At 66.3% G+C, this 14418-nt stretch carries 12 protein-coding genes; 9 read left to right on the forward strand and 3 right to left on the reverse strand.

Annotated elements, in window-relative coordinates; genetic code table 11:
- Positions 1-75: 75 nt before the first annotated feature.
- From gor to OJF58_RS20140, 4 genes are all read left to right on the forward strand, one after another.
- Complete coding sequence (gene gor / locus OJF58_RS20125) at positions 76-1464, forward strand: glutathione-disulfide reductase (RefSeq protein ID WP_300779527.1); 1389 nt, start codon at positions 76-78, stop codon at positions 1462-1464.
- A 99-nt stretch (positions 1465-1563) separates the two neighbouring features.
- Entirely contained in the window at positions 1564-3000 is a 1437-nt protein-coding gene (locus tag OJF58_RS20130) for a class II 3-deoxy-7-phosphoheptulonate synthase (RefSeq protein ID WP_300779528.1), read from the forward strand.
- Positions 3001-3046: 46 nt separating this feature from the next.
- Positions 3047-4195, forward strand: coding sequence for a hypothetical protein (locus OJF58_RS20135; RefSeq protein ID WP_300779529.1), 1149 nt, complete (start codon positions 3047-3049; stop codon positions 4193-4195).
- Positions 4196-4206: 11 nt separating this feature from the next.
- Positions 4207-5412 (forward strand): MFS transporter, encoded by a 1206-nt coding sequence (locus tag OJF58_RS20140; protein WP_300779530.1) that lies wholly within the window; start codon positions 4207-4209, stop codon positions 5410-5412.
- On the opposite strand, the gene hemA is transcribed toward OJF58_RS20140, so the two are convergent.
- The 3 genes from hemA to OJF58_RS20155 form a co-directional block, all read right to left on the reverse strand.
- Complete coding sequence (gene hemA, locus OJF58_RS20145; RefSeq protein WP_300785329.1) at positions 5413-6636, reverse strand: 5-aminolevulinate synthase; 1224 nt, start codon at positions 6634-6636, stop codon at positions 5413-5415.
- A gap of 104 nt (positions 6637-6740) precedes the next feature.
- Positions 6741-7094: a hypothetical protein gene (locus OJF58_RS20150; RefSeq protein WP_300779531.1), complete on the reverse strand. Its 354-nt coding sequence runs from the start codon at positions 7092-7094 to the stop codon at positions 6741-6743.
- 1 nt (position 7095) lies between these two features.
- A complete protein-coding gene (locus OJF58_RS20155) occupies positions 7096-8505 on the reverse strand; it encodes an aspartate aminotransferase family protein (RefSeq protein ID WP_300779532.1) in 1410 nt (469 codons plus the stop codon).
- A 210-nt stretch (positions 8506-8715) separates the two neighbouring features.
- Between OJF58_RS20155 and OJF58_RS20160 the strand changes: the two genes are divergently transcribed.
- The 5 genes from OJF58_RS20160 (at position 8716) to OJF58_RS20180 (ending at position 14387) form a co-directional block, all read left to right on the forward strand.
- Positions 8716-10332, forward strand: a complete 1617-nt coding sequence (locus OJF58_RS20160; protein ID WP_300779533.1) for an ABC transporter substrate-binding protein — start codon at positions 8716-8718, stop codon at positions 10330-10332.
- 61 nt (positions 10333-10393) lie between these two features.
- Positions 10394-11383 carry an ABC transporter permease gene (locus OJF58_RS20165; RefSeq protein WP_300779534.1) on the forward strand — a complete coding sequence of 330 codons (990 nt, stop codon included), beginning with the start codon at positions 10394-10396 and terminating at the stop codon, positions 11381-11383.
- A gap of 1 nt (position 11384) precedes the next feature.
- Positions 11385-12320: an ABC transporter permease gene (locus OJF58_RS20170; protein WP_300779535.1), complete on the forward strand. Its 936-nt coding sequence runs from the start codon at positions 11385-11387 to the stop codon at positions 12318-12320.
- Positions 12320-13354, forward strand: a complete 1035-nt coding sequence (locus tag OJF58_RS20175) for an ABC transporter ATP-binding protein (protein WP_300779536.1) — start codon at positions 12320-12322, stop codon at positions 13352-13354. Before OJF58_RS20170 ends, OJF58_RS20175 begins: the two co-directional genes overlap by 1 nt.
- Positions 13347-14387, forward strand: a complete 1041-nt coding sequence (locus tag OJF58_RS20180) for an oligopeptide/dipeptide ABC transporter ATP-binding protein (protein WP_300779537.1) — start codon at positions 13347-13349, stop codon at positions 14385-14387. Before OJF58_RS20175 ends, OJF58_RS20180 begins: the two co-directional genes overlap by 8 nt.
- Positions 14388-14418 lie beyond the last annotated feature (31 nt).

Genomic DNA, 14418 nt, shown 5'->3' on the forward strand with positions numbered 1-14418 from the left:
CATATGCAAGGGCCGATATAGTCGGAGCCGCGACCGAACCATCGCCGTGTCGTGGTTTTGTTCTCGGGGTTCCCAATGGCGTACGACTACGACCTGTTTGTCATCGGTGCCGGGTCCGGCGGCGTGCGTGCCTCGCGCATCGCGGCTGGCCACGGTGCGCGCGTCGGCATCTGCGAGGACTACCGTGTGGGCGGCACCTGCGTGATCCGCGGCTGCGTGCCCAAGAAGCTGCTGGTCTACGGGTCGAAGTTCGCCCACGAGTTCGAGGATGCGCCCGCCTACGGCTGGTCGGTGGGCGAGGTCACCCATACCTGGGCCACGTTGCGCGACAACGTGCAGAAGGAAGTCGACCGGCTGAACGGCGTCTACCTCCGCCTGCTGGACGGGGCGGGGGTGAAGCTGCATATGGGCCGGGGCCGGCTTCTCGACCGGCACACGATCGAGGTCGGCGCCGAGACCGTCACGACGGACAAGATCCTGATCGCGACCGGAGGGCGGCCCGAGGTGCCGCCCATTCCCGGGCATCAGTTCGCGATCACCTCGAACGAGGCGTTCCACCTTCCCGACCCGCTGCCCCGGCGGATCACGATCGTGGGCGGCGGTTACATCGCCGTGGAGTTCGCCGGCATCTTCAACGGTCTCGGCTGCGAGGTCGATCTCGTGATCCGGCGCGATCGTGTGCTGCGCGGTTTCGATGACGAGTGCCGGACCTTCGTCCACGAGGCGCTGGCCGCGAGCGGCGTCAGGATACGGACAGAAACCCAGATCGCACGCATCGAAGCCGCAGACGGCAAGGCCCCGTTCCGGCTGCATACGCCGAACGGCGGCATGTTCGAGTCCGATCTGGTGATGTACGCGACCGGCCGGACGCCCAACACCGCCGGCATCGGCCTGGAGAAGGCGGGCGTGCAGCTCGACAAGGCGGGCGCCATCGCGGTCGATGAATGGTCGAGGACGACGGCCGAGAACATCTGGGCGGTGGGCGACGTCACCGATCGCATCAACCTCACGCCGGTCGCGATCATGGAGGGACACTGCTTCGCCGACTCGGTGTTCGGCAACAAGCCGCGCAAGCCCGACCACCGGAACGTGCCGTCGGCTGTCTTCTGCCAACCGGAGCTCGCCAATGTCGGTCTGACCGAGGAGGAGGCGGCGCGCACGCTGGGCGAGCTGCGCGTCTACACCGCGGCCTTCCGGCCGATGAAATACACGCTGACGGGCCGTCAGCAGCGAACCTTCATGAAGCTGATCGTCGAGGCGGCGACCGACAAGGTTGTCGGTGTCCACATGGTCGGCGACGATGCGGCGGAACTGATCCAGGGTCTTGCGGTCGCCGTGAAAGCCGGAGCAACCAAGGCCCAGTTCGATGCCACCGTCGGCATTCATCCGACGGCCGGCGAGGAGTTCGTCACCATGCGCACGGCGCGCCCCGAGCCCGAGCCGCGAAAGGCGGCAGCCGAGTAGGACCGGCGTCGGCGGTGCCATCTGGCGTTTTATCCACAGCACGTATAAGTTCACCGACCCCGGGGGGCCGCCCTTCGGCTTCGGGAGCAGGAGGAGCAAATGACCGCGATCCAGGGACCGTCCCCGACGGCCGGAAAGGCGCAGTCCCGCAGTTCGAGCGCCGCCGACTGGACGCCAACGAGCTGGCGCGGCCGGCCGGCGCAGCAGATGCCGGTCTATCCGGACGCCGCCGCCCTGGCGGGCGCGGAGGCGCGGCTGCGGCGCTACCCGCCGCTGGTCTTTGCCGGCGAGGCGCGCAAGCTCAAGGCGGCGCTCGCCAAGGTCGCGGCGGGCGACGCCTTTCTGCTGCAGGGCGGAGACTGCGCCGAGAGCTTCGTCGACTTCTCGGCCAACAATATTCGCGACACGTTCCGCGTGCTCCTGCAGATGGCCGTCGTCCTGACCTACGGCGCCGGCGTGCCGGTTGTGAAGGTCGGTCGCATGGCCGGCCAGTTCGCCAAGCCGCGGTCCTCGAGCACCGAGAAGGCGAACGGCATCGAGCTGCCGTCCTATCGCGGCGACAACGTGAACGGCTTCGAGTTCACCGCCGAAGCACGCCGGCCGGATCCCGAGCGCATGGTGCAGGCCTACAACCAGTCGGCGGCGACGCTCAACCTGCTGCGCGCCTTTGCCCAGGGCGGCTATGCCGACCTGCACGAGGTCAATCGCTGGAACCTCGACTTCGTCCGCAATTCGCCGGCCTCGGCACGCTACCAGGACCTCGCCGCGCGGCTCGACGAGACGCTGAACTTCATGGCTGCCTGCGGCCTCACCTCGGCCACGACGCCGCAGATCGCCGAGACCGACTTCTTCACCAGCCACGAGGCGTTGCTGCTGCAGTATGAGGAAGCCCTGACGCGAGTCGATTCGACCTCGGGCGACTGGTACGACTGTTCGGCCCATCTGGTGTGGATCGGCGACCGCACGCGTCAGCCTGACGGGGCGCATGTCGAGTTTCTGAGAGGCGTGCGCAACCCCTTGGGCTTCAAGGCGGGGCCGTCGCTGTCGGTCGACGATACGCTGCGCCTCATCGAGACGCTCAATCCTGCGAACGAGGCCGGCCGCATCGTCGTCATCGTGCGCATGGGGGCGGACAATGTGGCTTCCAAGCTGCCGCCGCTCGTGCGGGCGGTGAAGCGCGCCGGCCACTCGGTGGTGTGGTCGTGCGATCCGATGCACGGCAACACGGTGACCGCGGCCAACGGCAAGAAGACCCGCCACTTCGACGCGATCCTGCGCGAGGTGAAGGAATTCTTCGCCGTCCATCGCGCCGAGGGCACGCATCCGGGTGGCGTCCATTTCGAGATGACCGGCCAGGAGGTCACCGAGTGCATCGGCGGCGCGGTCGATATCAGGGTCGACAACCTGGTGGAACGCTACGAGACGCAATGCGATCCCAGGCTCAACGCCAGCCAGGCGCTGGAACTGGCCTTCCTGCTCGCCGAGCAGCTCAAGGCCGAACGCCTGCAGGTCCAGAGGGCCCGGCCGGGCCTCTGATGCCGGCCAGGCGCCACGAACAGGAGCTCAGGGCCGGGGAGAGCCGATGACGCATCCGAGCAACGGCGAGATCGAGCGCTACACCGATCACTACTTCAATCGCACGAAGCAGGTGATCGGCCGGTTCGGCGACAGCCGCGTGACCTACGCCATCTTCATGCGCCGTCCGGTGGTGTTCGCGCCCAGGCTCGCGCTCGACTGGCTGAAGGAGACGGTCAAGCGCCGCAAGGCCGATGTCGAGATCGATCTTCGCTACAGCGAGGGCAAGTGGGTCGGTGCCGGCGAGCCCATGATGTACATCACCGGCTCGTTCTTCCATCTCGTCGATCTCGAGACGATCTTCCTGCAGAAGCTCGGTCCGGCCTGTGTCGCCGCCTACAACGCCTGGACGATGTGCGCCGACATGCCGAAGGCGGCCTTCCTGGCGATGGACGCCCGGCACTGCGCCGGCCACGAGATGGCGGAGATGATGGCTTACGCAGCCTCGGTGGGCTCGGCCCGTGCCAAGCGCAAGGTCGGAGCCACGGGCTTCATCGGCAACGCCACGCACGCCACGGCGCATTTCTTCGGGCGCAACGAAGGGCTCGGCACCATGCCGCATGCCCTGATCGGCTATGCGGGCTCGACGGTACGGGCGGCCGAGATGTTCCACGAGACCTTTCCCGGCGATCCCATGACGGTCCTGGTCGACTATTTCGCACGCGAAGTGTCCGATTCGCTCGAGGTCTGCCGCCGTTTCCCCGAGCTCGCTGCCAAGGGCATGCTATCCTTCCGGCTAGATACGACGGGCGGTCGCTACATCGAGGGCCTCGATCCCGCTACCTCCTATGCGGTTCTGGAGCGCTTCTCGCCCGATTCGATTCGCGGCTATCGCAGTGAGGCGGAGCTGCGCTATCTCGTCGGAACGGGCGTCTCGGCGGCGGCGATCTTCCATCTCCGCGACTCGCTGGACCGGGCGGGCTTCAAGGCGGTGAAGATCGTGGCCTCCTCGGGCTTCGGGCCGGCCAAATGCCGTATCATGGCCGAGGCCAAGGCGCCGATCGACGTGGTGGGGACGGGATCCTTTCTGCCGTCGAACTGGACCGAAACCTATGCCACAGCCGATGTCGTCGAATATGACGGCCAAAAGCGGGTGAAGATCGGCCGCGAGTTCCTCCATCGCACGCGCGACGGGAACGCCAGCCGGCCACTGTAACGATCCTGGCTGTGCCCGCTCACCATTTTGCCTTCCCGGCCTACCTGGCCGGGCTCGGCGCCTGGTTCGTGCCTCTCGGTATCCAGATGGTGCTGTTCCCGTGGCTGGTCGCGGTCGTGCTGCGCATGGATGCCTTCGCCGTCGGCGTGGCGCAGACGGCCATCATGGCGCCATCGCTCCTGTTCCTGCCGCTCGGCGGTTCGGTGGCCGATCGCGGCAATCCGCGGCGCCTGCTGCTCTGCTATCACCTGGTCTATGCCGTACCACCTCTGGCGCTGGCGCTGGTGCTGCTGGCGGACGGGCTGAGCTATCCGCTGCTGATCGCCTACGCACTGGCGGCGGGTTCCATCAGCGCTTTTGCCGTGCCGACGCGCGATGCCTTGCTGCCGAGCGTCGCGGCCGACATCGGTCTGCCACGTGCCGTGGCGCTGGCGACGGCGCTGCAGTTCGGCGGGCAGCTCGTTGGCATCGCCTTCGCCTCGGTGGCGGATCGCTCGGGGGCAGTGCCGCTTCTCATATTGCAAGCGCTGCTCGTGCTGCTCGGGGCGGCGGCGGTATGGCGGTTGCCCGATCCGCCGGCACATCCGCCGGCGACCCATCCAGGCTTTTGGCACAGCATGGTTGAAGGCGTCGTGGCGGCGGGGAAGTCGGACCAGATCTGGCCGGTGCTGTTGCTCAATTTCGGAGTCGGCGTCTTCTACGTCGGGCCGTTCATGGCCGTCCTGCCGCTGGCGGTGCGTGACCACTACCAGGGCGGTGCCGCCGACCTCGCCTACGCCAATCTTGCCTTCTGGGCAGCCACGATCATCGCCAGCGTCGCCTTCGCCGGCCTTGCGCGACGGCTCACCCTGCGTGGACGGCTGATCGGCTGCGCCGTCATGACGGGGGCCGTCGTCCTCGCATTGCTCGCAATCTTGCCGTCCTTTCCGCTCTTCGTGGCGCTCAACTTCGTCTGGGGCATCGGCGCCGGCATCACGATGACGCAGAGCCGCACCGTGGTGCAGATCGTGGCACCGCCCACTCATCGCGCGCGGCTTTTGGCGCTGTTTCAGCTTGGGCTGAGCGGCGGCGGTCCGATCGGCGCTTTCCTGGCCGGGTCGATCTGCGCGGTCGGCGGCATCAAGATGGCAATGATTCTGCCCGCGATCGCCATGGTGGTGCTGATCGCCGTCGTCCTGGCCCGCTCCCGCCTGTGGTCGATGCGGACGGTAGAATAGCTACTCGGCAGCGGCGCGGCGGTCGAGGCCGAGCGTGCGCCACACGTCCTGCAGGGCAGTGACCAGATCGGCGATGTGCTGGTCGGAGTGCAGCGGGGTGGGCGTGAGCCGCAGCCGCTCCGTGCCGCGTGGGACGGTCGGATAGTTGATCGGCTGCACGTAGATGCCGTGGCGATCGAGCAGCAGGTCGCTCGTCTGCTTGCAGAGCGCGGCATCGCCCACCGATACCGGCACGATGTGGCTCGCCGACGGCGTGACCGGCAGCCCCGCGGCGGCCAGTCGCCGCTTGAGCGTCGCGGCGCGCTCCTGGTGGCGCAGGCGCAGCTCGGGATGGCTGCCGACATAGCGGACGCTGGCGAGCGCGGCCGCTGCGATGGCAGGTGGCATCGATGTCGTGAAGATGAAGCCCGAGCCGCAGGAGCGGATGAAATCCACGGTCGCTGCGGTCGAAGCGATGTAGCCGCCGACGACGCCAAAGGCCTTCGCCAACGTGCCCTGGACGATGTCCACCCTGTCCAGCACCCCGTCCCGCTCGGCAACGCCGCCGCCGCGTTCGCCGTACATGCCGACGGCGTGGACCTCGTCGAGATAGGCGAGCGCGCCGTAGCGGTGAGCGATGTCGCAGATCTCGCCGATCGGGGCGATGTCGCCGTCCATGGAATAGACGGACTCGAAAGCCACGATCTTGGGGGTCGAGGGATCGGCCGCGGCAAGCAGCTCCTCGAGATGGCGCGTGTCGTTGTGACGGAAGATCTTGCGCACCGCGCCCGAATGGCGGATGCCGGCGATCATCGAGGCATGGTTGAAAGCGTCGGAATAGAGCTCGCAGCCCGGCAGGAGGGCGCCGAGCGTCTGCAACGTCGTTTCGTTGGCGACATAGCCGGAGGTGAAGACGAGAGCCGCCTCCTTGCCGTGCAGCGCCGCCAGCTCGCGCTCGAGCGCCGTGTGCAGGGTATTGGTGCCCGAGATATTGCGTGTGCCGCCGGCGCCGGAACCCTGGGCACCGATCGCGGCCTGCATGGCCTCGAGCACGCCCGGATGCTGCCCCATGGCCAGATAGTCGTTGCTGCACCACACGGTGACATCGCGCACGGGCGTGCCATCGCGATGCAGGCGCGCCCGCGGAAAGCCGCCGACGACGCGCTCCAGCTCGGCGAAGACGCGATAGCGGCCTTCCTCGCGCAAGCGGTCGAGGTGCCCGGCAAAGAAGGCTTCGTAATTCATCATGGTCACGGCGCCGGCGATCTTAGTCGGCTTGGCACGGTGTCATCAGGCACATTTTGGTCGCGGAGGCGGGATTGCGGACTTCGGTTGCGAATGATTCGCAACTACGGAAGGACGGCGGCGACGAGAGCGGCGCTCAGGAAGAGCGAGATGGTGATCAGCGGCAAGGCGCCCAGCCACCGTGTCTGTTCCGGCAGGCCTTCCCAATAGCGCAGGGTGGAAAAGGCGGCGGCCAGCGCCATCAGCACTCCCGCCAACCAGAAGGCGAGGGCGAAGACGAACGCGATATTGATGTCGTTGTCGGGCCTGGTGCCGCTCGCAAGGCCGGCAAAGGTCGGGATGACCGATGCGGCGAACAACGCCACCGCCCAGATCGCGCGGTGGCGAATGCGCCGGTTCGTGCCGACAGGCGGGCTCCAGTCCGGATGCCCGCCCGTTTCAGCCGAGGGATCGGCCACGTCAGCCCTTGGTGAGCCCTTCGGCGCGCAGATCGGCCAAAGCGGCATCCAGCGCCTGCCGCAGCCGCCCGAAAAGATCGGCCAGCTCGCTCTCGTTGATGATCAACGGCGGGCAGATCGCCACGCGGTCGCCCATGTTGCGGATGAACAGGCCGCGCTCGACGGCGTGGTTGTAGACGCGGTTGCCGACGCCGACCGCGGCCAGGTCGAACGGCGCCCTGGTCTTCTTGTCGGCGACGATCTCGAGAGCGCCAACCATGCCGATGCTCATCGCCTCGCCTACCAGCGGATGGTCGGCGAAGGACTGGATGTGTTTGCCGAATACCGGGCTCATGCGCTTGGCGTGGCCGAACAGGTCGATCTCGTCGTAGATCTTCTGCGCCTCGAGGGCGACCGCGGCGGCCACCGGGTGACCGGAGTAGGTGAAGCCGTGGCCCCAGGTACCGATCTTGTCGCTCTCGCTCATCAGCGCCTGATAGATCTTGTCGTTCACCATCACCGCCGAGATCGGCAGGAACGAGGCCGACAAGGCCTTGGCGCAGGTCAGGATATCCGGCTTGATGTCGAGTGTCTGGCAGCCCCAGACATTGCCGGTCCGCCCGAAGCCGCAGATCACCTCGTCGGCGACGAACAGCATGTCGTACTTGCGGCAGACCGCCTGGATCTTCTCGTAATAGCCCTTGGGCGGCACGATCACGCCGCCTGCGCCCATGACGGGCTCGCAGATCATGGCCGCGACCTGGTCGGCGCCACCTTCCTTGAGGATGAGCTGCTCCAGCTCCTCTGCGCAACGCGTGGCGAACTGCTCCTCGGTCTCGCCGTCCTTGCCGAAGCGGTAGTAGTGCGGGCAGCTCGTGTGCAGGATCCCCGGGATCGGCAAGTCGAATGAACGATGGTTGTTCGGCAGGCCGGTGAGGCTGGCCGACGCGACGGTGACACCGTGATAGCCCTTGAGGCGGGAGACGATTTTCTTCTTCTGCGGCCGGCCGAGGGCGTTGTTCATGTACCACACCATCTTGACGACGGTGTCGTTGGCCTCGGAGCCGGAGTTGGCGAAGAACACCTTCGACATCTCCACCGGCGCCATCTGCTTCAGCTTCTCGGCGAGGTTGATCGCCGGCTCGTGGCTGCGCTGGTTGAACGCGTGATAGAAGGGGAGCTGCTTCATCTGCTCGTAGGCGACCGTCGCCAGCCGCTCGTTGCTGAAGCCCAGCGCCGCCGACCAGAGGCCGGCCATTCCCTCGATATATTCCTTGCCGTCGTCGTCCATGACATAGACGCCGCGTCCCCGCACGATCGTCAGCGGGCCGGACGCCTCGTGCTTCTTGAAGTTCGTATAGGGATGGAGGTGATGCGCAATGTCGCGCGCGGCATTGGAGTTGCCGCGGAAACTGCGGGAAACGTCGTTCATGGCTGCACCTGCAAGGAAACGCGAGAAAGGCACGATAGGAGGGCGTTTGGGGCCTGTCCAATGGATGTCTATTGGCCCCTGACGTGAAAATTTTTGTGGAATTGACGCGCTCACATCGCCAGTGCAGTTTGCCGGCCGTGCGCCGGCGCGCCGTGGCGGGGAACTCGGGGCCGGGAACGGCCGGCCGCGCATTGGAGGGGAGTTTCAACGATGAAGTTCAGCTTGCGGCATTCCATGGCGTTGACGGCTGTCGTCTGCGCCGCCTTCGCGTTCGCCCAGCCGGCGGGCGCCAAAACCTTCCGCTGGGCCAACTCGGGCGACGTGAGCTCGATGGATCCCTACGCGCGCCAGGAGACGTTCCTTCTGACCTTCACGGCCAATATCTATGAAGGTCTGACCCGCCGCGACAAGGATCTGAAGCTCGAGCCGGCGCTCGCGGTCAAGTGGGGCCAGACCGACCCCACCCACTGGTACTTCGACCTGCGGCCCGACGTGAAGTTCAGCGACGGCACGCCGTTCACGGCCGACGACGTCGTCTTCTCGATCGACCGCGCCAACGGTCCGGGGTCGAACATGAACGGCAACTTCTCGACGCTGAAGTCGATCAAGAAGGTGGGCGACCTGCGGGTCGAGGTCGAGACCACCGTGCCCGACCCGCTGCTGGCCGACAAATGGTCGTCGATCGGCATCATGTCCAAGGCCTGGTGCGAGAAGAACAACGCCGTCCACGCCGCCGACATGATCAAGAACGAGGAGAACTACGCGACCCGCAACGCCATGGGCACCGGCCCCTTCATGCTCAAGGAGCGCCGGGCGGGGGAGAAGACGGTTCTGGTCGTCAATCCCAACTGGTGGGACAAGCCGGTCCATAACCTGACGGAGGTGATCTTCACCCCGGTTCCCAACGCAGCCACCCGTATCGCAGCGCTGAAGGCCGGCGACATCGACATGACCTACGAGGTGCCGCCGGCGGACACGGAAAACCTCAAAAGGGACCCCAACATCAAGGTGATGCAGGGTCCCGAGACGCGCATCGTCTATCTCGGCTTCGACGAGGAGCGCGACGAACTGGTCGAATCCAACATCAAGGGCAAGAACCCGTTCAAGGACAAGCGGGTCCGCGAGGCGATGTACCGCTCGATCGACATCGAGGCCATCAAGCGGACGGTGATGCGCGGGCAGTCCTTCCCGACCGCGCTCATGGTGGCGCGCGGCATCAACGGCTACACCGCCGATCTCGACAAGCGGCCGTCGCTGCTGAAGCCGGACGAAGCCAGGAAGATGCTGGCCGACGCGGGCTATCCCGACGGCTTCGAGGTCGGCATGGATTGCCCCAACGACCGCTATGTCAACGACGAGAAGATCTGCCAGGCAGTGGTGTCGATGCTGGCCAAGATCGGCATCAAGGTGAATCTGCGGGCCCAGACGCGCAACCTCTTCTTCGCCAAGATCCTGCGCAGCACCAGCGACGGCAAGCCCAACAAGACCAGCTTTTTCATGCTGGGCTGGTCGCCCGGGACGACCTACGACGTCCACAACGTCTTCGAGCAGCTCCTCCAGACGCCGGACATCAAGCGCAAGAAGGGCCTCTACAACGTGGGCGGATACTCGAACAAGAAGTTCGACGAGCTGGCCGACAAGATCGAGGTCGAGACCGACAAGGCCAAGCGCGACGCCATGATCCACGAGGCCACCAAGATCTACGTCGACGATTACGCCTATATCCCGCTGCACCAGCAGGCGCTGGTCTGGGCGATGCGCAAGAATGTCGACCTGGTGCAGCCGGCCGACAACACGTTTCCGCTGCGTTTCGTGAACATCAAGTAGGATTGCCACTGGCCGGCTCCGAGTCGCGCGACGCGGTCGGAGCCGGCGCTTTCGTCAAGACATGCTCGCCTTCATCCTGAGACGCCTGATGCAATCCGTCGCCGTGCTGCTGGCGGTCGGCATGGTGTCGTTCTTCCTCTTCCGCTATGTCGGCGATCCGATCAACGCCATGGTCGGGCAGGACACGCCGGCGGTGGAACGCGAGGCCCTGCGCCAGAAGCTCGGTCTCGACGATCCGGCCCCGGTCCAGTTCGTGCGCTTCATCACCAATGCCGCGCATGGCGAGTTCGGGCTGAGCTACCGCACGTCCGAGCCGGTGAACCGCATGATCCTGGAACGCCTGCCGGCGACGCTCGAGCTCTCGTTCTGCGCCGCGCTGTTCGCGCTCCTGGTGGGCGTGCCGATGGGGGTCTATACCGGCCTCTACCCGCGTCACTGGACCAGCCGGCTGCTGCAGGCGGTCTCGCTGATCGGGATCTCGCTCCCGACCTTCCTGATCGGCATCCTGCTCATCCTTTTCTTTTCGGTCATTCTGCGCTGGCTGCCGTCCTTCGGCCGCGGCGAGACCGTGGCCATCGGCTGGTGGACGACCAATTTCCTGCGCTGGAAGGGACTCGAGGCGCTGATCCTGCCCTCGATCACCCTCGGCCTGTTCCAGCTCACCCTGCTGATGCGCCTGGTGCGCTCGGAAATGCTCGAAGTGATGCGCACCGACTACATCAAGTTCGCGCGCGCCCGCGGTCTCACCAACCGCGCGATCAATTTCGGCCATGCGCTCAAGAACACGCTGGTTCCCGTCATCACCGTCACCGGCCTGCAGCTCGGCTCGCTGATCGCCTTCGCCCTCGTCACCGAGACGGTGTTCGCCTGGCCGGGCGTCGGCCAGCTCTTCATCCAGTCCGTGCAGTTCTCGGACATCCCGGTGATGGCGGCCTATCTGATGCTGATCGGGCTTTTTTTCGTGATCATCAATCTGGCCGTCGATCTGCTCTACTTCGTCGTCGACCCGCGGCTGCGCGGCCAGATGGGCATGCGTTCGGGCGCGCACTGACATGGCAGGCCGCGCCGCGTTGGCCCAATGGCTGCATCAGGCTGCCGACAGCGACATCTGGTGGAGCTTCAAGTCGTCGGCCACCACGGTGGTTGCCGCCGTCGTGACGCTGCTCATCATCGCCATGGCGTTCCTCGCGCCGGTGATCGCGCCGCACACGCCGTTCGATCCGGCGACGCTCAGCCTCAGCGACGGACTGAAGCCGCCGGTGCTGATCTCGCCCGACGGCGACTGGAGCTTCCCGCTCGGCACCGACGATCAGGGCAGGGACGTGCTGTCCTCGATCATGTACGGCACGCGGCTGTCGCTGATCGTGGGCTTCGCCTCGGTCATCGTGGCGATGGTGCTCGGTATCGCGCTCGGCCTGGTGAGCGGCTACTTCGGCGGCACGACGGACGCGGTGATCATGCGGATCGCCGACGTGCAACTCACCTTTCCGGCGATCCTGGTGGCCCTGCTGATCGATGGCCTGGTTCGCGGCCTGATTTCGTCGCAGCGCCATGACGAGATCGCCACCTTCGTCATCATCGGCGCGATCGGACTCTCGTTCTGGGTCCAGTACGCCCGGACCGTGCGCGGCTCGGTGCTGGTGGAGAAGAACAAGGAATATGTCCAGGCGGCGCGGGTGATCGGCCTGTCGCCGGCCGTGATCATGGTCCGGCACGTCCTGCCCAACGTGACCGGGCCGGTGCTCGTGATTGCCACCATCAATCTTGGCCTCGCCATCATCACCGAGGCGACGCTTTCCTTTCTCGGCGTCGGCCTGCCTTCGACCGAGCCGTCGCTCGGCACGTTGATCCGGCTCGGCAACGAGCTCCTGCAGTCCGGCGAATGGTGGATCACCGTGTTTCCCGGCATCACGCTCGCGGTTCTGGTCCTGGCGGTGAACCTGCTGGGCGACTGGCTGCGCGATGCGCTCAATCCGAAGCTGCGCTGATGGCTGTCTCCCGCAAACCCTGGTCGAACGAAGCGCCGCTGCTCGAAGTGAAGAATCTGCGCGTCGAGTTCCCGACGCGGCGCGGCACGCTCGTTGCGGTCGATGACGTGTCGCTCGAGATCGCGGCTGGCGAGGTGCTGGGCGTCGTGGGCGAATCGGGCGCCGGCAAGTCGCTCACCGGCAATGCCATCATCGGCCTGCTCGAGCCGCCTGGCCGGGTGGCCGGCGGCGAGATCCGGCTCGAGGGGCGTCGTATCGACGACCTGCCCTACGAGGAAATGCGCAAGGTGCGCGGCGCGCAGATCGGCGCCATTTTCCAGGATCCGCTGACCAGCCTCAATCCGCTCTATTCGGTCGGTCGACAGCTCGTCGAGACCATCCAGACGCATCTGCCTTTGTCGGCGGGCCAGGCACGCAAGCGCGCGGTCGATCTCTTGAAGGAGGTGGGCATCCCCGCCGCCGAGCAGCGCATCGACCACTATCCCCACCAGTTTTCCGGCGGCATGCGCCAGCGCGTCGTGATCGCGCTGGCCCTTTGCGCCGGCCCGAAGCTGATCGTGGCCGACGAGCCCACGACGGCGCTCGACGTCTCCATCCAGGCGCAGGTGATTGCGCTTCTCAAGCGCCTGTGCCGCGAGCACGGGACAGCGGTGATGCTGGTCACCCACGACATGGGCGTGATCGCCGAGACAGCCGACCGTGTCGCCGTGATGTATGCCGGCCGCATCGTCGAGATCGGGCCGGTGCGCGAGGTGATCAAGGATGCCAAGCATCCTTACACCGAAGGTCTGATGGGATCGATTCCCAGCCTCGGCCATCGCACCGAACGGTTGACCCAGATCGACGGCGCCATGCCGCGCCTCACCGAGATTCCAAGGGGCTGCGCCTTCAATCCGCGCTGCCGTCATCGCGGTCGGCGTTGCCTGGCCGAACGTCCCGACCTGATCCCGACGGGCAACGGCAGTGCCGCCTGCTGGCTGCACGATGCGAATGGCGTCGGCGATCCTGTCGCGGAGGAATTGGCCCATGCCTGACGGCGGAGCCAGGCCGTTCGTCCGCATCGAGGGGCTGAAGCGGCATTTCGACGTCTCGCCGCCGTGGCTGGTGCGGCTGCTCGAAGGGCGCGGGCGTCAGATCGTCCAGGCGGTCGACGGCATCGACATCGACATCGCCAAGGGCGAGACCTTTTCGCTGGTCGGCGAATCGGGTTGCGGCAAGTCGACCGTGGCGCGGCTGGTGGTGGGACTCTATCCCCCTTCGGCGGGGCACATCGCGTTCGACGGCGACGACATTACGCGGCGGCGCGGGCGGGCGCAGACCTCGGCCTTGCGCCGGCGTCTGCAGATGATCTTCCAGGATCCCTACGCCAGCCTCAATCCGCGCTGGCGCGTGTTCGACATCGTTGCCGAGCCGATCCGCGCCTTCGGGCTGGCGCTCGACAAGGCCGACCTCGAGAAGCAGGTGGGCGATCTCCTGCGCCAGGTGCGGCTGACGCCAGCGGACGGGCGCAAGTATCCGCATGAGTTCTCGGGCGGCCAGCGCCAGCGCATCTCCATCGCGCGGGCACTGGCGAGCCGCCCGGAGTTCCTGGTGTGCGACGAGCCGACCTCGGCCCTCGACGTCTCCGTGCAGGCGCAGATCCTGAACCTGATGATGGATCTGCAGCGGCGGTTCGGGCTGACCTACCTCTTCATCTCGCACAACCTTGCCGTCGTCTATCACATCTCCACGCGAGTGGGCGTGATGTATCTCGGCCGCCTGGTCGAGCAGGCGCCGACGGACACGCTGTTCAAGCGTCCCAAGCACCCCTACACGCGCATGCTGCTCGACACGATCCCCGATCTCGACATGAGCGGGCGGCAGCGCGTTCCGGTCGCCGGCGAGGTGCCGAGCCCGATCGATCCTCCCTCGGGCTGCAGCTTCCATCCGCGTTGTCCCTTCGCCAATGAACGCTGCAAGCGCGAACGGCCGCTGTTGCTGCCGATCGAAGGCGGCGCGGTGGCCTGCCATGCCGTCGAGGAGGGACGGCTCGCGGTCGAACAACGCAGCTACGCCGCCGTCCGCTAAGTCGCGGCAATTGGCTGCAGGGAGCGTGATG

Source organism: Enhydrobacter sp., assembly GCF_030246845.1.
Lineage (GTDB): Bacteria > Pseudomonadota > Alphaproteobacteria > Reyranellales > Reyranellaceae > Reyranella.

What these genes read in the sequence shown, in the direction of transcription:
- gor (WP_300779527.1), top strand. Translation starts at nt 76, where the DNA reads ATGGCGTACGACTACGACCTGTTTGTCATCGGTGCCGGGTCCGGCGGC.
- OJF58_RS20130 (WP_300779528.1), top strand. Translation starts at nt 1,564, where the DNA reads ATGACCGCGATCCAGGGACCGTCCCCGACGGCCGGAAAGGCGCAGTCC.
- OJF58_RS20135 (WP_300779529.1), top strand. Translation starts at nt 3,047, where the DNA reads ATGACGCATCCGAGCAACGGCGAGATCGAGCGCTACACCGATCACTAC.
- hemA (WP_300785329.1), bottom strand. Translation starts at nt 6,636, where the DNA reads ATGAATTACGAAGCCTTCTTTGCCGGGCACCTCGACCGCTTGCGCGAG.
- OJF58_RS20155 (WP_300779532.1), bottom strand. Translation starts at nt 8,505, where the DNA reads ATGAACGACGTTTCCCGCAGTTTCCGCGGCAACTCCAATGCCGCGCGC.
- OJF58_RS20160 (WP_300779533.1), top strand. Translation starts at nt 8,716, where the DNA reads ATGAAGTTCAGCTTGCGGCATTCCATGGCGTTGACGGCTGTCGTCTGC.
- OJF58_RS20165 (WP_300779534.1), top strand. Translation starts at nt 10,394, where the DNA reads ATGCTCGCCTTCATCCTGAGACGCCTGATGCAATCCGTCGCCGTGCTG.
- OJF58_RS20170 (WP_300779535.1), top strand. Translation starts at nt 11,385, where the DNA reads ATGGCAGGCCGCGCCGCGTTGGCCCAATGGCTGCATCAGGCTGCCGAC.
- OJF58_RS20175 (WP_300779536.1), top strand. Translation starts at nt 12,320, where the DNA reads ATGGCTGTCTCCCGCAAACCCTGGTCGAACGAAGCGCCGCTGCTCGAA.
- OJF58_RS20180 (WP_300779537.1), top strand. Translation starts at nt 13,347, where the DNA reads ATGCCTGACGGCGGAGCCAGGCCGTTCGTCCGCATCGAGGGGCTGAAG.